We start from the raw sequence: 20,701 nt of genomic DNA on the forward strand, positions 1-20,701 counted from the left end.
TGGATTGGAAAAGGCTCGGCCGCGGAAAGACGGCGGCGCAGGCAATCCGATGGGGCGGTCGGTCACGAACAGGAAACGACCCGTGGTGGCGACCCTCGTCGCTTCCCACGCCCGAGGGGTGAGTAGTGCATGCTTGTGGACATGGTGATCGACGGGATCGACGTGCCGGAGGACGGCACGGAGCCGCTCGATCGCATCGGTGAACTGCTGCAGCGCGTCGCCGCCGGCGATCAGGCCGCGTTCGCGCGCGTTTATGACCTGCTCTCTCCGCGCGTGTTCGGTCTCATCCTGCGCGTGCTGGTCGACCGCGCGCAGAGCGAGGAAGTGCTGCAGGAGGTCTTCCTCGAGGTGTGGCAATCCGCCTCGCGCTTCGCTCCGAACAGGGGACAGGGAAGATCGTGGATCCTCACGATCGCGCATCGTCGAGCCGTCGACCGCGTGCGAGCTTCGCAGGCGAGCACGGATCGCGATGTGCGAGCGGGTTTCCGCGACCTCGACGTCGCACACGACAATGTGGCCGAACAGGTCGAATTGCGCATAGAAGGACAACGAGTGGCGTCGGCCCTCGGTGCGCTGCCCGAAGCGCAGCGGGAGGCACTGACTCTGGCCTATTACGGCGGCTACAGTCAGAGCGAAATCGCGGCGCTCGTCGGCGCGCCGCTCGGGACGATCAAGACGAGGATGCGAGACGGACTGTCTCGACTGAGAGCAGAGATGGGGGTGACCGCGTGATGGACGAGCAGGAGTTCGCCGAGCTGGCAGCGGGCTATGCGCTCGACGCGCTGTCGCCCGCCGACCGACGGGCCTTCGAGACGGCTCGCGCCGAGCACCCCGAGTGGGAGCACTGGATCGTGTCGGATGCCGCGACCGCGACCGCGCTCGCCGACGCGGTGACCGATGCCGCCCCTCCGCTCACCATGCGCTCCACGCTGCTCTCGCGCATCGCGACGATGCCGCAGCTTCCCGAGATCGACGCCGCCGCGGCGGCCGCCGCGCATCTCGACGCGCCGCCGTCGCTCGCCGCCGCGTCGTCCGTTCCCGCGGCCGGTGTCGCTCCCGACGCGCCGGAGACCGCCGACGTCGACGCGGCCACCGCGGCCGAGGCATCCGGAGCATCCGGATCCGACCGGCGGGTCATGGTCGAGCCGGCTCCCACCACGACGACCATCCAGGCCATCTCGCGACGCAACTGGACCAAGGGGCTGCTGACTCTCGCGGCTTCGCTCGTGATCCTCGTCGTGCTCGGCTTCGGCGCCGTCACGATCAACCAGTACGTCAACCGCCCGCCGGCTGTCGCCGCCCTCCAGGAGATCGAGTCGGCGCCCGACGCGCAGTCGGCGACCGCCGAGCTGACCGACGGCGGCATCGCCACGGCGCACTGGTCGGAATCGCTCGGCAAGGCGGTGCTCGTCTCGGACGGCCTCCCCGCGATCGCCGAGGACGAGAGCTTCGAGCTGTGGTTCGTCCGCGACGGCGGCGCCGTTTCCGCCGGCACGTTCGACGCGGCGACAGAAGGCGCGTCGACGACCACCTTGCTCGACGGGGCCCTCGAGCCCGGCGACACCATCGCCGTGACGGTCGAGCCCGAGGGCGGATCGCCGACCGGTTCGCCGTCTTCCGACCCGATCATCCAGATCCCCACCGCCTGACACGCGGCCCTGCCGGGGCCCTGCTCGCGTCGGACATCCCGAGTAGCGTGTGCGTGTGGCATCCGTCTCGCAGACAACGGCGACCCTCGTGCACCTGCGCCGCGCGCGCGATCTCATGGATCGCGACTACGCGCAGCCGCTCGACGTCCCGACGATGGCGGCGAAGGCGCTCATGTCGCCCGCCCACTTCTCCCGCGAGTTCAAGGCCGCCTACGGCGAGACGCCCTACGCCTACCTCATGACCCGGCGCATCGAGCGCGCGATGGCGCTTCTTCGCGCCGGCGCCTCGGTGACGGATGCCTGCACCGCGGTGGGCGCGACCTCGTTGGGCTCGTTCAGCTCGACGTTCACCGAGATCGTCGGCGAGACGCCGAGTTCGTACCGGGCGCGGCCGCACGACGCCGCCGAGGCGATGCCCCTCTGCGTGGCGAAGATCCTCACCCGCCCGCGCCGCTGACGACCCTCGCGAACCGAGCAGGATCGGAGAAGCGACCGTACCGCGGGCTCCTCTAGCGTTGCTCGCATGACCACCATCTCTCTGGCGTACTGTCCCATCACCGTCGACGACGTCGAAGCCGCGATCCCGTTCTACCGCGACGGGCTGGGCCTCGAGATCGTCAACGACGTCGCCTACGACGGTCACCGCTGGGTGAGCTTCGGCCTGCCGGCGCAGGAAGGGCTCGCGCTCGTGATCTCCGACCCGCTCGCCGGTCGTTCGCCCGAGGACGGCGACGCGCTCCAGCGTCTGGTCGTCAAGGGATCCGGGCCCGGGCCGTACGTGTTCTCGACCAGTGACATCGACGCCACCTTCGAGCGGCTGCGGGCCTTCGGCGCCGAGGTGCTCCAGGAGCCCATCGAGCAGCCGTGGGGTCCGCGTGACTGCGCCTTCCGCGATCCGTCCGGCAACCACCTCCGCATCAACCAGGTCTGACGTGTGCCTGCCGTGGGCGGTCGCGCTGCGGGGTAGCGTTGACGGGGTGAGTGACCAGTCGCGGGACTTCCACAAGCCCATCCGCAGACCGGCCGAACTGTTCGACCGGCTGTTCGCCGCCGAAGACCCGGCAGAGGTGTCGCGCGTGGCGCATTCCACCGCGCACGCGCTCCTCGCGCGCGTGCGGGAGGACCCGGACGGGCAGGTCGTCGACCGCCTGGTCGCCTTCACCGACGAGCACGGCATCGACGACATCGCCGAGCTGTGGTCGCGGTCGCCGGCGAAGACCCTTCCCGGAGCCCTGTGGCGGCTGTACCTGCTGCAGTTGATGATCCACGACGATCCGCGCACCGCGGCGCTGCTCTACGAGCGCGGGCGGGCCGAGCTGTCCTCGGCGGACGAGGTGATCGCCGGTGCGCCGAGCCCCGCCGGACCGGACGAGCTCGTCGCGCTCATCGATCAGATCCTCCGGGGCCTCTTCGAGGGGGACTTCGCCGTCGCCCTCGACCGTGCGGCGTCGTTCTGCCGCGTGCAGGCAGCCGGAGCCACGCACCTGGCCGACGACTACGAGGCCACCGAGCCCGAGCGAGCATCCGCCTTCACCACGCGTGCACTGCGCCTGTCGGACTACGCGGTCGACCTCGCGGCCTGCGCGGCGCTGTGGCGGCGCGAGGCGCTCACCTGAGCTTTCTCGCGCGGGTTTCGATACGACGCTTCGCGCCTCCCCAACCGGCGGAGGGGGTCCGTGCGATCGCCGGGAACGAGAGTGCCGGGCCGCAGAACGCCTCTCGGCGCAAGGCCGCTCGCAGCGGCAGAAGATGGAGCCCGGGGTTACTGCGGCCCGGCCGAACAATAGTAACCGACGGCACGGCCACGGCATTCCCACCACTTAGGCTCTTGACATGACCTGGCGTTTCGCTATCGTGCTCGAGCCCGCGGCACCCGACGACTCCCGCACCGACTTCACGGCCGGCTTCCGCGAGATCGACCCGTCCGCGCCGGCGCTGAGCGTCGGCGAGCTGAGCACGCAGCGCGGTGACGGGATCTTCGAGTCGATCGGCGTGGTCGACGGGCACGCGCAGGAGGTCCAGGCCCACCTCGAGCGCTTGGCGCACTCGGCGCGGCTGTGCGACCTGCCCATCCCGCACCTCGAGCAGTGGCGGCAGGCGGTGGCCGTGGCCGCCTCTCACTGCCCGCCGGTGGGGGAGGGCGTCATCAAGCTCATCCTCAGCCGCGGGGTCGAGCACGGGCCCGCACCGACGGCTTGGGTCACCGCCGCGCAGGCCCCCGACAACACCCGTGTGCGCGAGGACGGCATCCGGGTCGTCACCCTCGACCGCGGCTACTCCCTCGACACGCCGGGCCGGGCCCCGTGGCTGCTGCTCGGGGCGAAGACGCTCTCCTACGCCGTGAACATGGCGGCGATCCGCGAAGCCAAGCGGCGCGGCGCCGATGACGCGATCTTCGTCACCTCCGACGGGTTCGTGCTCGAAGCGCCGACCGCCTCGCTCGTGCTGCGGTCGGGGGACCGTTTCGTCACGCCCAGCCCGAACGCCGGCATCCTGCACGGCACCACCCAGCTCAGCCTCTTCGATCACCTCGCCGACATCGGTCACGAGACGGCCTACGAGACCATCCCCGCCGCGACGCTCGCACAGGCGGATGCCGCGTGGCTGCTGTCGAGCGTTCGGCTGGCCGCGCCGATCACGGCCATTGACGGCGTCGAGCTTCCCGTCGACCGCGAGCTGACGGCATCCATCAACGCGTACCTGCTCAGCCCTCGCGACTGACCCCGTACGAGTCGCCAAGACACGCCGGACACGAGCGCCCGCGGTCGGCGTGTTCTGGCGACTCGCGGCATACCCGCGTCTCGACGACCGGGCCCGGATGTCCCGCTGCGCGGGTCAGCCGAACCGGCCGGAGACGTAGTCCTCGGTGGCCTGCACGGACGGCGTGGTGAAGATGGTGCGGGTCTCGTCGTACTCGATGAGCTTGCCGGGCTTGCCGGTGCCGGCGATGTTGAAGAACGCCGTCTTGTCGCTCACGCGCGACGCCTGCTGCATGTTGTGCGTGACGATGACGACCGTGTAGTCGTTCTTCAGCTCGCCGATCAGCTCCTCGATCGCGTAGGTCGAGATCGGGTCCAGCGCCGAGCACGGCTCGTCCATCAGAATCACCTCGGGCGACACGGCGATGGCGCGGGCGATGCACAGACGCTGCTGCTGACCGCCCGACAGGCCCGAGCCGGGCTTGTCGAGCCGGTCCTTGACCTCGTTCCAGAGGTTCGCGCCCTTGAGCGACTTCTCGACGAGCGCGTCCGCATCGGATTTCGCCATGCGGCGGTTGTTGAGCTTGACGCCGGCCAGCACGTTCTCGCGGATCGACATCGTCGGGAACGGGTTCGGCCGCTGGAACACCATGCCCACCTGACGGCGCACGAGCACCGGGTCGACGTTCGCGGCGTAGAGGTTGTCTCCGTCGAGGAGCACCTCGCCCTCGACGCGGGCGCCGGGGATGACCTCGTGCATGCGGTTCAGCGTGCGCAGGAAGGTCGACTTGCCGCAGCCGGACGGGCCGATGAAGGCCGTCACGCTGCGCGGTTCGATGTCGAGCGAGACGCCCTCGACGGCCAGGAAGTCGCCGTAGTAGACGTTCAGATCGTTGACTTCGATGCTCTTGGACACGATTCCTCTGGTTTCGCTTCGGGAAGATTTCGGGGGCTCAGCGGCCCAGCTTGGGGGAGAAGACCTTCGCGACGACGCGCGCGATCAGGTTCAGCAGCATGACGATCACGATGAGCACGAGGGCGGCGCCCCAGGCGCGCTCGATGTAGGCCGACGCCGGGATGCCCTGATTCATGTACGACGAGTACGCGAACACCGGCAGCGTCATCATGCGTCCCTCGAACAGGTTGTAGTTCATGGATGCCGTGACCCCGGCGGTGAGCAGCAGCGGGGCGGTCTCTCCGATGACGCGTGAAATCGACAGCATGACGCCGGTGGTGATGCCGGCGATGGACGTGGGGAGCACGACCTTCGAGATCGTCAGCCACTTCGGCACGCCCAGCGCGTACGAGGCCTCGCGCAGCTCGTTCGGGACAAGACGCAGCATCTCCTCGCTCGATCGCACCACGACCGGGATCATGAGGACGGCCAGCGCGACCGAGCCCATGATGCCCATCCGGATGCCGGGACCGAAGAACAGCGCGAAGAGGGCGTAGGCGAACAGACCCGCGACGATCGACGGGATGCCGGTCATGACGTCGACGAGGAACGTGATGCCCTGCGCCAGTCGCTTTCCGGCTCCGTACTCGACCAGGTAGATCGCGGTGAAGATGCCGATGGGAATGGAGATGACCGCGGCGGCGAGGGTGATGAGCAGAGTGCCGACGATGGCGTGGAGGATGCCTCCGCCTTCGCCGACGACGTTGCGCATCGAGCTGCTGAGGAACTCCGCCGACATCGCGGCGACGCCGTTGGTGAGGACCGTCCACGCGACCGACACCAGCGGCACCATCGCGATCGCGAAGGCGATCACGACGATGCCCGTCACCAGTCGGTCGACGCCCTTGCGCCGCCCTTCGACGAGAGTCGAGATGACGGTGACCAGCACGAGGTAGAGGAGCCCGGTGACGACGGCCCAGCCCGCGATGCTGAACCCGCCGTCGCCCGCCATGGCGAGGATGCCGAACAGGATCGCCGAGATGACCGCGCTGCCGGCGAGAAGGACCCACGGAGCCCAGCGGGGCAGATGGCCGCTGGTGAGGCGCGGCGCCTCGACGGGCGCTTCGGTCTGCGGGGCCTGAGGGGGAGCGGTGATCGTGCTCATGTCAGTTGGCTCCCGAGAATTCCTTGCGCCGGCTGACGATCCAGCGGGCGACCGCGTTGACGGCGAACGTGACGATGAACAGGATGAGGCCCGTCGCGATGAGGACGTTGATGTTCAGGCCGTAGGCCTCGGGGAACGACAGCGCGATGTTCGCGGGGATGGTGCTCGGGTTCTCGGCAGTGAAGAGCTGGAATGTGACGATGCCGGTGGCCGACAGCACCATCGCGACGGCCATCGTCTCGCCGAGCGCGCGGCCCAGGCCCAGCATCGAGGCCGACACGATGCCGCTGCGCCCGAACGGGAAGACGGCCATGCGGATCATCTCCCAGCGGGTCGCGCCGAGCGCGAGCGCGGCCTCTTCGTGGAGGACGGGCGTCTGGAGGAAGATCTCGCGGCAGATCGCGGTGATGATCGGCACGACCATGACGGCGAGGACGATGGCGGCGGTGAAGATCGTGCGCCCGGTGGCCGAGACGGTGCCGCTGAACAGCGGGAACCAGCCCATGTTGACGGTGAGCCAGGTGTAGACGGGCTGGACGGCGGGCGCGAGCACCGTGATGCCCCACAGGCCGAACACGACCGACGGCACGGCAGCCAGCAGGTCGACGATGTAGCCGAGACCCTGCGCGAGGCGCCGGGGAGCGTAGTGCGAGATGAAGAGGGCGACGGCGACGGAGAGGGGCACAGCCATCAGGAGGGCGAGCAGCGACACCCACACGGTGCCGAACGCGAGCGGCCATACGTACTCCCAGAACGTTCCGGTGAGGATGCTGGCGGTGTTGCTGTTCGCGGTCAGACCGGGGATCGACTGGACGATGAGGAAGATCGTGACGGCCGCGAGGGTCACGAGGATCATGGATCCCGCGAACAGCGCGGTCCCCGAGAACCAGCGGTCGCCCGGCCGCTGCTTCGCTGCGGTCTTGACGACCGGTGGGGCGGTGGTGGTCATGGGATCCTGTCTCGGTTCGGGTTTCAGGGTGATACCCGGCCCGGCGACGCGAAGCCTGCCGGGCCGGGTATCTGTTCTCTTGCTTACTACTCGGTGACGATGGTGTCGATCGCGGCGTTGACCTGCTCGCGCAGGGCGTCAGAGATCGGCGCGCTGCCGGCGGCCTCGGCCGCAGCGTCCTGCCCCTCGGGGCTGGCGACGTACTGCAGGAAGCCCTTGACCAGCGGCGCGACGGCCGCGTCGGTGTACTCCTGGCAGGCGATCATGTAGCTCACGAGGACGATCGGGTAGACGCCGGCCTCCTCGGAAGAGCGGTCGAGCTCGATGGCGAGGTCGCCCTCACCGCGCCCCTCTTCGAGCGGCGAGGCGTCGACGATGGCGGCGGCCGCCTCGGGCGAGTACGAGACGAATTCGTCGCCGACCTGCACGGCAGCCGTCGAGAGACCCTCTTCCGCGGCGCGCGACGCGTCGGCGTAGCCGATGGTCCCGTTGCCGCCGGCGACAGCGGAGACGACGCCGGAGGTGCCGTTGGCGCCCTCGCCGCTGTCGAGCGGCCACACGCCGTCGGGCTCCGAGGTCCACACGTCGGGTGCGGCCTGATACAGGTAGTCGGTGAAGTTCTCGGTGGTGCCCGAGTCGTCCTGGCGGTGGACCGGCGTCACAGCGAGATCGGGGAGCTCGACGCCCTCGTTGAGGGCGGCGATGGCCGGGTCGTTCCAGTTGGTGATCTCACCCGAGAACAGGCCGGCGATGGTCGCCGCGTCGAGGTTGAGGGTGTCGACGCCCTCGATGTTGAAGATGACGGCGATGGGCGAGATGTACGTCGGAAGCTCGATGATCGCCGAGCCGTCGGCGCAGCCGTCGAACGGACCGGCTTCGATCTCCTCGATGGTGAAGGCGCGGTCAGACCCGGCGAACGGGAAGGCGCCCGCCTGGAAGGACTCGCGGCCCGCGCCGGAACCGGACGGGTCGTAGTTGATCGTCACCTCGGGGTTGGTGGTCTGGAAGCCGGCGGTCCATGCCTGAACGGCCACCTCCTGAGCGGACGAGCCGCCGCCCGAGAGCTCACCGGAGAGGTCGGAGACCGTGGGCTCCTCGGACGAGCCTCCGCCGGAGGTCTCGTTTGCGGCGCAGCCGGCGAGGGCGAGGGCCGCGACTGCGGCGACAGCGCCCACCTGGGCGATGCGGGAGATCTTCACTGTGTGAATCCTTCACGTGTCAGGGAATGAGGCCCGGGAGGGCTTCGGGTAACGGCCCGGTGCAGGGCACGCACTGAAACGTAGGCTCGGACTCTTAAGAGACTGCGCTCGAATGGTGAACGAGAGGTGAACGGAACGCCGACATCCATGCACCGGGATGAAGGCGCGTGCCCCCGGATCCCGTGCGGTCAGACCTTCGGAACGTGGGTCTCGATCGCGACGATCCCCGATCCGGGGTTGTCGACCGACAGGTGCGCGACCGAGAACGCACCGGGTTCGAGCGCCGATGCGCTGCCCAGGTACGACCCCCGCAGGGTGCCCGTCGCCAACGCGAGCTCGCTCAGGATCTCGGGCAGCACCGGACCATGGCTGCACAGCACCGCCGCCTTGCGGGCGCGCACGCGCTGCCCGATGATCGTCCGCGCGTCGGACGCGCCCTCTTCCCAGGCGTCCTGACTGATGAGCGGTGACCTGTCGATCTTGCGGCCGAGTGCCGCCGACAGGGGCACGACGGTCTTCACGCACCGGACGGCGGGGCTGGAGACGATCTTTCGTGCTCCGAACGCCAGGAGCGGCCCGACGATCGCGTTCGCCTGCTTTTTGCCCCGCGGGGCGAGGGGGCGCGCGGCATCCGCTCCGTCCCAGTCCTCGCGGCCGAGTGCTTTGGCGTGACGCAGCGCGATGATCGGGAACGTCCGCAGGACTCCTTCGTCGACGAGGCGATGGAAGTTGTCGAGGATCTCGATGTCGACCGGATAGCTCAGCCGGGAGCGGGCCTTCTTCACGCTGACCCACTCGAGGGCGGCGATCTCTTTGTTCGGCACGAACGCCGACGCGCGGATCGCGGCCTCCGTCGCCTCGGCTGCCCAATAGTGCACGATCTTCGTGCGCTTGCTCGGAAGGCGGTACCGCGAGACGCCGACGGGCACCCCGAGCGCGACGCGGATCCCGGTCTCTTCGAAGATCTCGCGCGCGGCGGTCTCGGCGAGCATCTCGCCGGGGTCGACTTTGCCCTTCGGCAGCGTCACGTCGCGGTACTTCGTGCGGTGGATCAGGAGCACGTGCAGTTTGTCGTCGACGATGCGCCAGACCACTCCGCCCGCGGCGTAGACGGCGGTCGCCGTCATCGCACCGCGCGTGCCCGCCGACGGCGCTGCACGTTGGTCATGGTGCGGTCCTGGACGTCGACGAGCAGCTTGCCGTCTTCGCCGACGTTGTGGCGCGTCCATTCTCCGTCGGGCCCGAGGTGCCACGAGCTCGTGCCGTCGCTCATCGCGAGATCGAAGAAGTCCGTGAGCTCCTTGAGGTGGGCGGGAGCCGTCACGCGCACCAGGGCCTCGACGCGCCGGTCGAGGTTGCGGTGCATCATGTCGGCACTGCCGATGTAGACCTGCGGGTCGCCGTCGTTGTGGAACGTGAAGATGCGCGAGTGCTCCAGGTAGCGGCCCAGGATGCTGCGGACCCGGATGTTCTCGCTCATGCCGGGCACGCCGGGTTTGAGCGAGCAGATCCCGCGCACCCAGACGTCGATCTTCACGCCCGCCTGGCTGGCGCGGTACAGGGCGTCGATGATCTGCTCGTCGACCATCGAGTTGACCTTGATGCGGACGCGGGCCTCACGCCCGGCGATGGCGTTGCGCCGCTCCTTGTCGATGAGACGCAGGAGTCCCTTGCGCAGGTGGAGCGGGGCGACGAGGAGGCGCTTGAACTTCTTCTCGATCGCGTAGCCGCTGAGCTCGTTGAAGAGACGCGTGAGGTCGCGGCCGACCTGGTCGTCGGCGGTGAAGAGTCCGAAGTCCTCGTAGATGCGGCTGGTCTTGGGGTTGTAGTTGCCCGTGCCGACGTGGCTGTAGCTGCGCAGCACTCCGCCCTCTTCGCGGATCACCAGAGCCAGCTTGCAGTGCGTCTTGAGTCCGACGAGGCCGTAGACCACGTGGACGCCCGCCTTCTCGAGCTTGCGCGCCCACAGGATGTTGTTCGCCTCGTCGAACCGCGCCTTGATCTCGACGAGGGCCAGCACCTGCTTTCCGGCCTCCGCGGCGTCGATCAGCGCCTCGACGATCGGGCTGTCGCCCGACGTGCGGTAGAGCGTCTGCTTGATGGCGAGCACGTGCGGGTCTCGCGCCGCCTGCTCGAGGAACGCCTGCACACTGGTCGCGAACGACTCGTACGGGTGGTGGACCAGCACGTCGCCCTTGCGGATCGAGGCGAAGATGTCGGGGCGCTCGTTGTTGTCGCCGGGCTGGAACGCCATCGCGGTGGTCGGCACGTGCGGCTTGTAGCGCAGGTCGGGCCGGTCGATGCGCAGGTCGAACAGACCGCGCAGGTCGAGCGGCCCGGGGAGGCGATAGACCTCCTGCTCGGTGATGCCGAGCTCGCGGATCAGCAGGCCGAGGGTCACCTCGTCCATGTCGTCGGTGATCTCGAGGCGGATCGGCGGGCCGAAGCGGCGGCGCAGCAGCTCGGCCTCGAGCGCCTGGATGAGGTTCTCGGACTCGTCCTCCTCGACGACGACGTCTTCGTTGCGGGTGAGCCGGAAGGCGTGGTGGTCGAGCACCTCCATGCCCGGGAAGAGGTCATCGAGGTGGTTCGAGATCAGTTCTTCGAGCGGGAGATAGCGCACCGCGCCGTCACGGTCGGGCACCTCGACGAAGCGCGGCAGCATCGGCGGCACCTTCAGGCGGGCGAACTCCTGCCGGCCGGTGCGCGCGTTGCGGATGCGGATCGCGAGGTTGAGCGACAGTCCCGAGATGTACGGGAACGGGTGGGCCGGGTCGACCGCGAGCGGCATGAGCACCGGGAACACCTGCGCCTGGAAGTACTCGTACAGGGTGGCGCGGTCGTGGTCGTCGAGCGCGTCGTACGAGACCACGTCGACCCCGGCCTCGGCGAGCGCCGGCTTGACGAGGTGCATCCACGCGTCCGCGTGGCGCAGCTGCAGCCGGTGGGCCTCTTTCGAGATGTCGGCGAGCACGTCGGCGGGAGCACGGCCGACGTTGGTCGGCACGGCGAGGCCGGTGACGATGCGGCGCTTGAGCCCGGCCACCCGCACCATGAAGAACTCGTCGAGGTTGCTCGCGAAGATCGCGAGGAAGTTCGCCCGCTCCAGCAGGGGGAGCGTGGGGTCTTCGGCCAGTTCGAGCACTCGCTGGTTGAACGCGAGCCAGCTGAGCTCGCGATCGAGGTAGCGATGCTCGGGCAGCTGCGCGTCGAGTTCTTCGTCCAGGTCGAAGTCGTCGTCGTCCGCATCGCCGAGCCCAGCGTCGAGCACCTCGTGTTCGATCATCCCCTCATCATTGCAGGCACAGGTGACGAGCGTGTGAACGAGGGTCCGGATGCCTCGGCCCCCGGCATCCGTCGACCCCCTGTGGAGGAATCAGGCGCCGGTACGCTCCCGCGGCGCGGGCAGCTGGTCGTCCTCGTAGACGTTGAAGCGGTAGCCGACGTTGCGCACCGTGCCGATGAGCTGCTCGAGGTCGCCGAGCTTCGCGCGCAGCCGCCGCACGTGGACGTCGACCGTGCGGGTGCCGCCGAAGTAGTCGTAGCCCCAGACCTCGCTCAGCAGCTGCTCGCGGGTGAACACGCGCGAGGGGTGCGTGGCGAAGAAGTGCAGGAGCTGGAACTCCTTGTAGGTGAGGTCGAGCGGCTTGCCGTGGACCTTGGCCGAGTACGACGACTCGTCGATCGTGATGCCCGAGGTCTGGATGCGGGTCGAGACCTGCTCCTTGCTCATGCGGCCGATCGCGAGCCGCACGCGGGCGTCGACCTCGGCCGGTCCGGCAGTGACGAGGATCACGTCGTCGATGCCCCAGTCGGTGGAGACCGCGGTCAGCCCGCCCTCGGTCACCACGAGGAGGAGGGGCGCGTCGAGGCCCGTCGTGTTGAGGATCTTGCACAGCGACTTGGCGCCGACGAGGTCGACGCGGGCATCGACGAAGATCACGTCGGCGCTCGGGGCGTTGACCAGCTGCGCGGGTTCGGCCGGGATCTGGCGCACCCGGTGGCTCAGCAGTTCGAGCGAGGGCAGGACGGGGCCGCCTCCATGCGCGGAGCTGAGAACGAGGAGCTGTGCCAAAGCGTCGCCTTCCCGGAGCGCGGGTGCACCGTGACCCCAGTGTAGAGCGTGCGGAAGGCAGGTTTTCCCGCCCGGCCCCCGGCCCCGGCCCGGTTGAGCAGTCGCCAAGACACGCCGGCACGCCGGGCCCCGGTGCGGCGTGTCTTGGCGACTCGGCCGGTCACCGTGCGGCGGGGCCGTGCATCCGGGGGCCGCGTGGGTGAGAATGAGCACGTGGCAGTGCCGGAACTCGCTCCCCGCCGCACCCTCGGCGGCATCATCGCCGTGTGGGTGGTGGCGGCCGTCGTCGGCGTGCTCGTCGGTCTCTTCGCGGGCGACGAGTGGCGCGCGCAGTGGCTCGCGGTGGGACTGGGCGGATGCCTCATCCTGGCGTTCGCGGTCCAGCTGTCGTCGGGCCGCTCCCAGGGCTTCACCCAACGCGTCGCGGCCAGCGCGGTCGGCGCGCTCGTGGTGATGGGCGTGATCAGCCTCGGATTCGGGCTCGCCGCCATCGTCCCGGGCTGACGCCGGCGCGCCCGGGCGGCCGACTAGACTGGCGCCATGGATCTCTTCGCGCTCGAGATGTTCTACGTGGGCCTGCTCGGTCTGGCCTCGCTCGCGATCGTCTTCGTCTCGGTCGTCGTCCTCAAGAACCTGTACCGCGGCCAGCGCTGATCGGTCGCGCCGTGTTCGACCTGCCGACCGACCTCCCCGCCGACCTCGCGCCCCTCTCGTGGCTCGTCGGCGTGTGGGAGGGCACCGGGGTCATCGACTACGCCGACCACGCGTTCAGCGGGGAGTTCACGCATCGGGTCAGCTTCAGCCATGACGGCGGCGATTACCTCAACTACTCCGCGAGCGCCTGGCTCGACGGCGAGGGCGGGACGCGCGTCCCCCTGGTGGCGGAGACGGGGTTCTGGCGTCTGTCGCGTCCCGCCACCGACGCCGATCCCGGGCCGGGCCTGCTGCCGCCCCTAGCCGCCGGCGAGACCCGCACCGTCGATGACGTCGAGCTCCTGCGCAACGCGGAGGGGGGCTTCGACATCGAGGTCGCCCTCGTGCACTCCGACGGCGTGAGCGAGCTGTATCTCGGTCAGATCCGGGGTCCCCGCATCGACATCGCCACCGACGCCGTGGTGCGTCCTGCCGGCGCCAAGACGTACGCCGCCGCTTCCCGCATGTTCGGACTCGTCGACGGTCACCTGCTCTGGGCCTGGGACATGGCGGCGCTCGGACACGAACTGGGCGCGCACGCCTCGGCGCGTCTCGCCAGGGCGGAGTGATGTCCGCGTTCGCCGCTGTTCCGGGCGCCGTCGTCGACGGCGGGGTCCTGCAGCATGTCGGCAACCCACTCGTCGAGCAGCGGGCTCTCGCGGCGGGCGAGGCCATCGCGCCGCTCGGCGACCGGGCCGTCCTGGCGGTGCCGGGCGAGGATCGGCTCTCCTGGCTGGACTCGCTGACGTCGCAGGCTCTCGCGCATCTCGAGCCGGGGGTGAGCACCGAGCTGCTGGTGCTCGACCCGCAGGGTCACGTCGAGCACGCGGCATCCGTCGTCGATGACGGCGAGACCGCGTGGCTCATCGTCGATCGCGACGACGCGGAGGGCCTGCTCTCGTGGCTGCGCAAGATGCGCTTCCGCCTGCGGGTCGATCCGCGCCACGCGGGCGACGAGGTCGCCGTGATCGGCGGGACCGCGGCCGGCGTCGCCCGGGTGACTCCGACCGCGCCGGCGGGGGTGCCGGTGGTCTGGACCGACCCCTGGCCCCAGGTGTCGCCCGGAGGGCACGCCTACGCCGCCGTCGAACCGCACCCCGGCACCGAGCGCGACTGGGTCGAGGTGGTCGTCACGCGTGACGAGGAGCGACGGATCGCGGATGCCGCGGCCGCCGGCGACCTCCAGGTGGCGGGCGTCGTCGCCGCCGACGCGCTCCGGGTGGCGGCCTGGCGCCCGCGCTGGTCGGCCGACGTCGACGAGCGCGTGCTTCCGCACGAGCTGGACTGGCTGCGCACCGCCGTCCATCTCAGCAAGGGCTGCTACCGCGGACAGGAGACGGTCGCGAAGGTGCACAACCTCGGTCACCCGCCGCGCCGCCTCGTGGCGCTGCAGCTCGATGGCAGCGCGAGCGTGCTGCCCGCCCGCGGTGCGGCCGTGCGCGTGGCAGACGATGCCGTGGGGGCGGTGACCTCGGTCGCCCGGCATTTCGAAGAGGGGCCGATCGCGCTCGCCATCGTGCGCCGGTCGACGCCCGTCGGCGCGGATCTGGTCGTCGACACCGAAGACGGGCCGATCTCGGCGGCGCAGGAGGTCGTGGTGCCGCCCGATGCGGGTGCGACGGCGAACGTCCCGCGCCTTCCCCGACTGTCGCGCCGCGCACCGGCGAAATGACCGGCTCGCCCGTCACCGCGCCGGTGGTCACGGGCTGGCGGGCGCGCTTCGACCCGCGGCCGGCCATCGCCCGGCTGCGCGACTCCGGCATCCCGATCCTCCAGATCGTGGTCGCCGCCACCGGCGCCTACGCGTTCGCCCACAACGTCCTGGGGCATCCGGCGCCGCTTCTGGCCGCGACGGTGACGGTGTCCAGCCTCGGTCTGGTGCGCGATGCGCGGCCCCGGCGTGTGCTCGAGACGGTTCTCGGGATGCTGCTGGGGATCCTCGTGGCCGAGGCGCTGCTGCTCGTCGCGGGGACGGGGTGGTGGCAGCTGGGACTGGCTCTGGCGCTGACTCTCGCTGTCGCCCGCATCCTGTCCTCGCAGGCCGGGTTCGCGATCGCCGCCGCCATCCAGTCGCTGATCGTCATGATCATCCCCGCGACGGCGCCGTTCCTGCGCCTCGTCGACGGCATCGTCGGCGGAGTGGCGGCTCTGCTGGTGACGGCGCTGATCCCTCGCAACCCGCTGAAATCCGCGCTACGCGAGGCGCGGTCGGTCTTCGCGGCGGTCGACGGCACATCGGCCACCCTCGTCCAGGCGCTGCGCCGCGGCGATCGGCTGCGCGCCGAGCGCGGGCTCGAGAAGGCGCGCGCATTCCAGCCCCAGCTCGACGAATGGCGGTCCACGCTGGAATCGGGCCGCGCGATCGCCCGCATCTCGCCGTTCCTGCGCCGACAGCACTACGAGCTGCAGCGGCAGGAGCGCATCCGCGAATCCGTCGAGCTCGCGACCCGCAACCTCCGCGTCGTGGCGCGCCGGGTCGTGTACCTGTGCGACGACGGGGTGCCGCGCCCCGTCTCGGCGGACGTTCTCGCCGAGATCGCCCGGGCCGCCGGCTTCGTCGCGGACTCCCTCGACGACGTCGCGTTCGAGCCCGCCGCGCGCGCGGCTCTCGTGGCGGTCGCGGGGCGGCTGAACCCGGCCGAGTTGCTTCCGGGGGCGTCGCTGGGCGATCAGAACCTCATCGCGGCGATGCGCCCGCTCGTGGTCGATCTGCTCACCGCGACCGGCATGCCGGCGGCGGAGGCACGACACGCGGTGCCCCGCATCTGACGTCGCGGCTCAGTTCGGGGCGACGGCGGTCCAGGGGACCGTCAGTTCTCCGAGTCGCCACCGGGAGCGCTCCTGCACGGGCCATCCGGTGCCGGCGAGGGCGTCCAGGGCGGTGCGCCAGCGCTCGACCGGGCCGAAGGGCGACACCGCGGCGGCGCGGTCCCATGCGGCGTCGAGGTCGGCGAGCAGGGCGTGGATGCGCTCTCCGGGCACGTTGCGGTGGATGAGCGCCTTGGGGAGCCGCTCCGCGGCGACGGACGGATGCTCCAGCCCCGCCAGTCTGAGCGATACGGTGAGCGATCGCGGCGACCCGTCGGCGGTGATCGCGACCCAGGTCGCGATGCGGCCGATCTCGTCGCACGTGCCCTCGACGAGGAGTCCGCCGGGCGCCAGGCGCGCCGCCATCGACGCCCACGCCGGCGCCACCTCGTGCTCGTCGTACTGGCGCAGCACGTTGAATGCGCGGATCACCGCGGGTCGCCGGCCACTCGGCACCGGCACCTCGAACCCTCCGACGCCGAACGAGACGCGGAGATCCCGGGGGAAGGGCGTGTGCCCGGCCCGGACGGCGGCGAGCTGCTCCTCGGCGCGCTGCACGCGCTCGGGATCGATCTCCAAACCGAGGACCTCGACGTCGGACCGCGCTCGGGCGAGGCGTGCGGCGAGCTCGAGCGCGGTCACCCCGCTGGCCCCGTAGCCGAGGTCGACCACGAGCGGATCCTCGGCGCGCCGCAGGGTCGGGTGCCGAGCGATCCATCGGTCGATCCTGCGCAGCCGGTTGGTGCCGGTCGTCCCCCGGGTGATCCGCCCCACCCGGGCGCCGTGCGGGGCCGAGGAGCGAGCGGAGGCCATGCGCCCATGATGCCAGCCGTCATCGGCCACGGGTCGTCGGCTCCGCGCCGATATCATGGGGCGCATGACCGCGCCTTACACGCTGATCCTCCTCCGACACGGCCAGAGCGAATGGAACGAGCTCAACCTCTTCACGGGATGGGTCGACGTGCGGCTCTCCGAGCTGGGTCGCTCCGAGGCCACGCGCGGCGGCGAGCTCCTCGCCGAGTCGGGGATCCTCCCCGACGTGCTGCACACCTCGGTGCTGAGCCGCGCCATCCAGACCGCGAACCTGGCCCTGGATGCGGCCGACCGGCTGTGGATCCCCATGAAGCGCTCGTGGCGTCTCAACGAGCGCCACTACGGCGCGCTCCAGGGCAAAGACAAGGCCCAGACCCTCCAGGAGTTCGGTCAGGAGCAGTTCATGCTGTGGCGCCGTTCCTTTGATGTGCCGCCGCCGCCGCTCGACGACGACAGCGAATTCAGCCAGGTGGGCGACCCCCGCTACCAGGGCATCGACGGCGAGGTGCCCCGCACCGAGTCGCTCAAGCTCGTCATCGACCGTCTGCTGCCGTACTGGCACGACGAGATCGTCCCCGACCTCCAGGCCGGCAAGACCGTGCTGGTCACCGCTCATGGCAACTCGCTGCGCGGCCTGGTGAAGCATCTCGACGACATCAGCGACGCCGACATCGCCGAGCTCAACATCCCGACCGGCATCCCGCTGGTGTACCGCCTCGGCGAAGATCTCAAGCCGCTCGGACCGGGCGAGTACCTCGACCCCGAGGCCGCCGCCGCCGGCGCGGCCGCCGTCGCCTCGCAGGGAAAATGAGTCGACCCGGATCAATGCCGCGAAGCGGCGTTGACGCGGGTCGACTCAGGTCGAGTAGCCGCGCGAGCGGCGTATCGAGACCTCCGGACGCCCCCGGCGTTCCGAGCGTCTGACACAGAAAGACCGGATGCCCCCCGAGAGGCATCCGGTCTTTCTGGTCTGTGCGGTCAGGGCTGCGCCGTGATGACGTCCAGGGTCTCGGTCGACGGCGTCCAGTCGCCCGTCGACAGGTACGCCACCTTCTTCGCCACGGAGACGGCGTGGTCGGCGAAGCGCTCGTGGTAGCGGCTCGCGAGGGTCGCATCGACGGTGGCGGATGCCTCGCCCTGCCAGCTGTCGCTGAGAACCTTCTCGAAGACCGACACGTGGAGGTCGTCGATCTCGTCGTCCGCGTTGCGGATGGACTCGGTGACCGCGAGGTCTTGCGTGCGCAGGAGCTCGGTGAGCTGGCGCGCGACCTCGACATCGAGCTGACCCATCTTGGTGAAGGTCGACTTGAGTCCGCGCGGGATCGCGCGTTCGGGGAAGCGCATGCGGGTGAGCTGCGCGATGTGCTCGGCGATGTCGCCCATGCGCTCGAGCGACGCGCTCATGCGGAGCGCGCTCACGACGATGCGCAGGTCGCGGGCCACCGGCTGCTGGCGGGCGAGGATCTCGATCGCCAGCTCGTCCAGCGCGACCGCCTTCTCGTCGATCACGGCGTCGGCCTCGATGACCTCCTCGGCGAGCGCGACGTCGCTCGTGCTGAACGCACGGGTGGCCTTGTCCATGGCCACGGTGACGAGCTCGGCGATCTCAACGAGACGGCTCTGCACGTCTTCGAGCGACTGGTGGAAGACTTCGCGCATGAGGATGCACCCTTTCGAGATTCGGGCAGCATGCGCCGCCGCGATCGAGGCGATTGTCGTCAGCGAAGGTTAACGAACAGTGCCACAGCGGTGAATAGTACCCGCCGCGGAGCCGCGACTCCGCGGCTCCGTGAATAAGTCGTCGCGGTGCCCCCTTACGCTAATCCCATGGATACGACGCAGCTCGCGCTGCTCGCCCTCCTCGCCGGCGTCGTCATCGGGGGCTCCGTCTCCGCGGTCATCGTCACCTCGCTGCGAGCGCGCGATCGTGCTCGGGCGGAGACCTCGCTGGCGATCCCCGACGGAGTGCGCGAGGTGCTGCACGGCATGGACGACGCCGCGGTCGTCGTCGACGCGTCCTACACCGTCCTGGCGGCCTCCGCCGCGGCCGCGCCGTTCCACTTCGTCGAGGGGCGTTCCGTGCCCGCCGACGAGCTGCGCGCGATCGCCCGGGCGGCGCGCGACTCCGAGACGCCGGCGACCGACACCATCCGGCTGCGTCGCGGCGCGCCGCCGGCCGAGCCGCGCCTCGTCGCGGTCCGTGCCACGCGCATCTCGCCCCGACTGACCCTGATGGTGCTTCGCGACATCACCGAGCGTGAGCGCGTCGAGCAGATGCGTCGCGACTTCGTGGCGAACACGAGTCACGAGCTCAAGACGCCGGTGGGCGCCGTGAGCCTGCTGGCGGAGGCGATCGAATCGGCGGCCGACGATCCGCCGCAGGTGCGGATCTTCGCCGCGCGGCTGTCGGCCGAGGCATCCCGTCTCGCCCTCCTCACCTCGCGGATCATGAACCTGTCGCGGCTGCAGTCGTCGGAGGAGATCTCCGCCGAGCGGGCCGTCTCGATCGACGAGGTCGTGGCCTCGTCGGTCGATGCGCACGCGATCCAGGCGGACTCCGCCGGCGTCGAGGTGGTGCGCGGCGGGAAGCGGGGGCTCTACGTGCGCGGGGACGCCCAGATCCTGATCGAGGCCGTCGGCAACCTCATCGCGAACGCGATCGCGTACTCGCCGCGCGGATCGAGCGTCGGCGTCGGCGTGAAGCTGGTCGACGGCATCGTCGAGATCGCCGTCACGGATCGGGGGATCGGCATCGCCGAGGGCGAGCAGGACCGCGTGTTCGAGCGCTTCTACCGCTCCGACCCCGCGCGTGCGCGCCGCACCGGCGGCAGCGGTCTCGGTCTCTCGATCGTGAAGCACGCGGTCCAGCGCCATGGGGGAGAGGTGCGACTGTGGTCACGGCCCGGGCGCGGCTCGACCTTCACCATCCGCCTCCCCGCCTCGCCCGCGCCGGTCGAGCAGGCACAGCCCAAGCGCGGTCGCAAGAAGAAGCGTCCCGCCGTCGAAGCATCCACGCCCCTTCCCATGAACGGAGAGCCCGTATGACCCGCGTCCTGATCGTCGAGGACGAGCCCGACCTCGCCGACCCGCTCGCCTACCTGCTGCGCCGTGAGGGGTACGAGGTGGAGATCGCGGAAGACGGCCCCGCCGCTCTCACCGCCTTCCGCGAGCGCGGTGGCGACATCGTCCTGCTCGATCTGATGCTGCCCGGGATGCCGGGAACCGAGGTCTGCCGCCAGATCCGGACGACCTCGACGGTGCCGATCATCATGCTGACCGCCAAGGACTCCGAAGTCGACATCGTCGTGGGCCTGGAGCTGGGCGCCGACGACTACGTCACGAAGCCCTACTCGGCGCGCGAGCTGCTGGCGCGCATGCGTGCCGTGCTGCGCAGGTTCTCGCAGGTGGACGCCGACCTCGACGACCGCGTGCTCGAGGGCGGCCGCGTGGTGCTCGACATCGACCGGCACACCGTGGCGGTCGAGGGCCACGAGATCAGCATGCCGCTCAAGGAATTCGAGCTGCTCGAGGTGCTGATGCGCAATGCCGGCCGCGTCCTGACCCGGGGCCAGCTGATCGACCGCGTGTGGGGAAGCGACTACTTCGGAGACACGAAGACGCTCGACGTGCACATCAAGCGCATCCGGTCGCGGATCGAAGCGAATCCGGGCGCCCCGGAGATGCTGGTGACGGTGCGGGGCCTCGGCTACCGATTCGAGGGCTGACGCGCGAGAGCCCGCCGGCGCAGGGCGCGGC

22 protein-coding genes are annotated in these 20,701 nt (G+C 70.1%); 13 read left to right on the top strand and 9 right to left on the bottom strand.

Annotation, left to right across the window (positions count from 1 at the left end; genetic code table 11):
• Positions 1–129: 129 nt before the first annotated feature.
• From sigK to ACFUTX_RS03125, 6 genes are all read left to right on the top strand, one after another.
• Positions 130–732: an ECF RNA polymerase sigma factor SigK gene (gene sigK, locus ACFUTX_RS03100; protein WP_378860719.1), complete on the top strand. Its 603-nt coding sequence runs from the start codon at positions 130–132 to the stop codon at positions 730–732.
• Positions 732–1,649, top strand: a complete 918-nt coding sequence (locus ACFUTX_RS03105; RefSeq protein WP_378861052.1) for an anti-sigma factor domain-containing protein — start codon at positions 732–734, stop codon at positions 1,647–1,649. The genes sigK and ACFUTX_RS03105 overlap by 1 nt, the downstream gene beginning before the upstream one ends.
• Before the next feature lie 115 nt (positions 1,650–1,764).
• Positions 1,765–2,106: a helix-turn-helix transcriptional regulator gene (locus ACFUTX_RS03110; RefSeq protein WP_378861053.1), complete on the top strand. Its 342-nt coding sequence runs from the start codon at positions 1,765–1,767 to the stop codon at positions 2,104–2,106.
• 66 nt (positions 2,107–2,172) lie between these two features.
• A complete protein-coding gene (locus tag ACFUTX_RS03115) occupies positions 2,173–2,580 on the top strand; it encodes a VOC family protein (RefSeq protein WP_378860720.1) in 408 nt (135 codons plus the stop codon).
• Between the two features lie 46 nt (positions 2,581–2,626).
• Positions 2,627–3,265: a DNA-directed RNA polymerase subunit beta gene (locus ACFUTX_RS03120; protein WP_378860721.1), complete on the top strand. Its 639-nt coding sequence runs from the start codon at positions 2,627–2,629 to the stop codon at positions 3,263–3,265.
• A gap of 217 nt (positions 3,266–3,482) precedes the next feature.
• Positions 3,483–4,370 carry an aminodeoxychorismate lyase gene (locus tag ACFUTX_RS03125; RefSeq protein WP_378860722.1) on the top strand — a complete coding sequence of 296 codons (888 nt, stop codon included), beginning with the start codon at positions 3,483–3,485 and terminating at the stop codon, positions 4,368–4,370.
• Positions 4,371–4,484: 114 nt separating this feature from the next.
• On the opposite strand, the gene pstB is transcribed toward ACFUTX_RS03125, so the two are convergent.
• The 7 genes from pstB to ACFUTX_RS03160 form a co-directional block, all read right to left on the bottom strand.
• Positions 4,485–5,264 carry a phosphate ABC transporter ATP-binding protein PstB gene (pstB, locus tag ACFUTX_RS03130; protein ID WP_378860723.1) on the bottom strand — a complete coding sequence of 260 codons (780 nt, stop codon included), beginning with the start codon at positions 5,262–5,264 and terminating at the stop codon, positions 4,485–4,487.
• Positions 5,265–5,301: 37 nt separating this feature from the next.
• Complete coding sequence (gene pstA, locus ACFUTX_RS03135; RefSeq protein ID WP_378860724.1) at positions 5,302–6,408, bottom strand: phosphate ABC transporter permease PstA; 1,107 nt, start codon at positions 6,406–6,408, stop codon at positions 5,302–5,304.
• A gap of 1 nt (position 6,409) precedes the next feature.
• Entirely contained in the window at positions 6,410–7,357 is a 948-nt protein-coding gene (gene pstC / locus ACFUTX_RS03140; protein ID WP_378860725.1) for a phosphate ABC transporter permease subunit PstC, read from the bottom strand.
• 86 nt (positions 7,358–7,443) lie between these two features.
• Positions 7,444–8,556 (bottom strand): phosphate ABC transporter substrate-binding protein PstS, encoded by a 1,113-nt coding sequence (gene pstS / locus ACFUTX_RS03145; protein ID WP_378860726.1) that lies wholly within the window; start codon positions 8,554–8,556, stop codon positions 7,444–7,446.
• A gap of 188 nt (positions 8,557–8,744) precedes the next feature.
• Positions 8,745–9,683 carry an NUDIX domain-containing protein gene (locus ACFUTX_RS03150; protein ID WP_378860727.1) on the bottom strand — a complete coding sequence of 313 codons (939 nt, stop codon included), beginning with the start codon at positions 9,681–9,683 and terminating at the stop codon, positions 8,745–8,747.
• Complete coding sequence (locus tag ACFUTX_RS03155) at positions 9,680–11,842, bottom strand: RNA degradosome polyphosphate kinase (RefSeq protein WP_378860728.1); 2,163 nt, start codon at positions 11,840–11,842, stop codon at positions 9,680–9,682. Before ACFUTX_RS03155 ends, ACFUTX_RS03150 begins: the two co-directional genes overlap by 4 nt.
• Positions 11,843–11,932: 90 nt before the next feature.
• Entirely contained in the window at positions 11,933–12,631 is a 699-nt protein-coding gene (locus ACFUTX_RS03160; protein ID WP_378860729.1) for a winged helix-turn-helix domain-containing protein, read from the bottom strand.
• A 213-nt stretch (positions 12,632–12,844) separates the two neighbouring features.
• Between ACFUTX_RS03160 and ACFUTX_RS03165 the strand changes: the two genes are divergently transcribed.
• From ACFUTX_RS03165 to ACFUTX_RS03180, 4 genes are all read left to right on the top strand, one after another.
• On the top strand, positions 12,845–13,135 hold the full coding sequence (locus tag ACFUTX_RS03165; RefSeq protein WP_378860730.1) for a hypothetical protein: 291 nt from the start codon (positions 12,845–12,847) through the stop codon (positions 13,133–13,135).
• A gap of 161 nt (positions 13,136–13,296) precedes the next feature.
• Positions 13,297–13,893 carry an FABP family protein gene (locus tag ACFUTX_RS03170; protein ID WP_378860731.1) on the top strand — a complete coding sequence of 199 codons (597 nt, stop codon included), beginning with the start codon at positions 13,297–13,299 and terminating at the stop codon, positions 13,891–13,893.
• Positions 13,893–14,996: a YgfZ/GcvT domain-containing protein gene (locus ACFUTX_RS03175; RefSeq protein ID WP_378860732.1), complete on the top strand. Its 1,104-nt coding sequence runs from the start codon at positions 13,893–13,895 to the stop codon at positions 14,994–14,996. The genes ACFUTX_RS03170 and ACFUTX_RS03175 overlap by 1 nt, the downstream gene beginning before the upstream one ends.
• Entirely contained in the window at positions 14,993–16,093 is a 1,101-nt protein-coding gene (locus ACFUTX_RS03180; RefSeq protein ID WP_378860733.1) for an aromatic acid exporter family protein, read from the top strand. Before ACFUTX_RS03175 ends, ACFUTX_RS03180 begins: the two co-directional genes overlap by 4 nt.
• Before the next feature lie 9 nt (positions 16,094–16,102).
• On the opposite strand, the gene ACFUTX_RS03185 is transcribed toward ACFUTX_RS03180, so the two are convergent.
• Entirely contained in the window at positions 16,103–16,945 is an 843-nt protein-coding gene (locus ACFUTX_RS03185; RefSeq protein ID WP_378860734.1) for a class I SAM-dependent methyltransferase, read from the bottom strand.
• A gap of 64 nt (positions 16,946–17,009) precedes the next feature.
• Here ACFUTX_RS03185 and ACFUTX_RS03190 point away from each other — a divergent pair, with 64 nt between their 5' ends.
• Positions 17,010–17,756, top strand: coding sequence for a phosphoglyceromutase (locus ACFUTX_RS03190; protein WP_378860735.1), 747 nt, complete (start codon positions 17,010–17,012; stop codon positions 17,754–17,756).
• A gap of 167 nt (positions 17,757–17,923) precedes the next feature.
• On the opposite strand, the gene phoU is transcribed toward ACFUTX_RS03190, so the two are convergent.
• Entirely contained in the window at positions 17,924–18,604 is a 681-nt protein-coding gene (phoU, locus tag ACFUTX_RS03195; RefSeq protein WP_378860736.1) for a phosphate signaling complex protein PhoU, read from the bottom strand.
• 168 nt (positions 18,605–18,772) lie between these two features.
• On the opposite strand from phoU, the gene ACFUTX_RS03200 reads away from it, so the two are divergent.
• Together ACFUTX_RS03200 and ACFUTX_RS03205 are read left to right on the top strand one after the other, a co-directional pair.
• Entirely contained in the window at positions 18,773–19,990 is a 1,218-nt protein-coding gene (locus tag ACFUTX_RS03200) for a sensor histidine kinase (protein WP_378860737.1), read from the top strand.
• Positions 19,987–20,670: a response regulator gene (locus ACFUTX_RS03205; protein ID WP_378860738.1), complete on the top strand. Its 684-nt coding sequence runs from the start codon at positions 19,987–19,989 to the stop codon at positions 20,668–20,670. The genes ACFUTX_RS03200 and ACFUTX_RS03205 overlap by 4 nt, the downstream gene beginning before the upstream one ends.
• Positions 20,671–20,701 lie beyond the last annotated feature (31 nt).

The organism is Microbacterium sp. NPDC057407, from assembly GCF_042803895.1.
Taxonomy (GTDB): Bacteria; Actinomycetota; Actinomycetes; order Actinomycetales; family Microbacteriaceae; genus Microbacterium.

Coding starts and splice junctions, on each gene's coding strand:
- sigK (WP_378860719.1), top strand. CDS start 130: ATGCTTGTGGACATGGTGATCGACGGGATCGACGTGCCGGAGGACGGC.
- ACFUTX_RS03105 (WP_378861052.1), top strand. CDS start 732: ATGGACGAGCAGGAGTTCGCCGAGCTGGCAGCGGGCTATGCGCTCGAC.
- ACFUTX_RS03110 (WP_378861053.1), top strand. CDS start 1,765: ATGGATCGCGACTACGCGCAGCCGCTCGACGTCCCGACGATGGCGGCG.
- ACFUTX_RS03115 (WP_378860720.1), top strand. CDS start 2,173: ATGACCACCATCTCTCTGGCGTACTGTCCCATCACCGTCGACGACGTC.
- ACFUTX_RS03125 (WP_378860722.1), top strand. CDS start 3,483: ATGACCTGGCGTTTCGCTATCGTGCTCGAGCCCGCGGCACCCGACGAC.
- pstA (WP_378860724.1), bottom strand. CDS start 6,408: ATGAGCACGATCACCGCTCCCCCTCAGGCCCCGCAGACCGAAGCGCCC.
- pstC (WP_378860725.1), bottom strand. CDS start 7,357: ATGACCACCACCGCCCCACCGGTCGTCAAGACCGCAGCGAAGCAGCGG.
- ACFUTX_RS03150 (WP_378860727.1), bottom strand. CDS start 9,683: ATGACGGCGACCGCCGTCTACGCCGCGGGCGGAGTGGTCTGGCGCATC.
- ACFUTX_RS03155 (WP_378860728.1), bottom strand. CDS start 11,842: ATGATCGAACACGAGGTGCTCGACGCTGGGCTCGGCGATGCGGACGAC.
- ACFUTX_RS03175 (WP_378860732.1), top strand. CDS start 13,893: ATGTCCGCGTTCGCCGCTGTTCCGGGCGCCGTCGTCGACGGCGGGGTC.
- ACFUTX_RS03180 (WP_378860733.1), top strand. CDS start 14,993: ATGACCGGCTCGCCCGTCACCGCGCCGGTGGTCACGGGCTGGCGGGCG.
- ACFUTX_RS03185 (WP_378860734.1), bottom strand. CDS start 16,945: ATGGCCTCCGCTCGCTCCTCGGCCCCGCACGGCGCCCGGGTGGGGCGG.
- ACFUTX_RS03190 (WP_378860735.1), top strand. CDS start 17,010: ATGACCGCGCCTTACACGCTGATCCTCCTCCGACACGGCCAGAGCGAA.
- phoU (WP_378860736.1), bottom strand. CDS start 18,604: ATGCGCGAAGTCTTCCACCAGTCGCTCGAAGACGTGCAGAGCCGTCTC.
- ACFUTX_RS03200 (WP_378860737.1), top strand. CDS start 18,773: ATGGATACGACGCAGCTCGCGCTGCTCGCCCTCCTCGCCGGCGTCGTC.
- ACFUTX_RS03205 (WP_378860738.1), top strand. CDS start 19,987: ATGACCCGCGTCCTGATCGTCGAGGACGAGCCCGACCTCGCCGACCCG.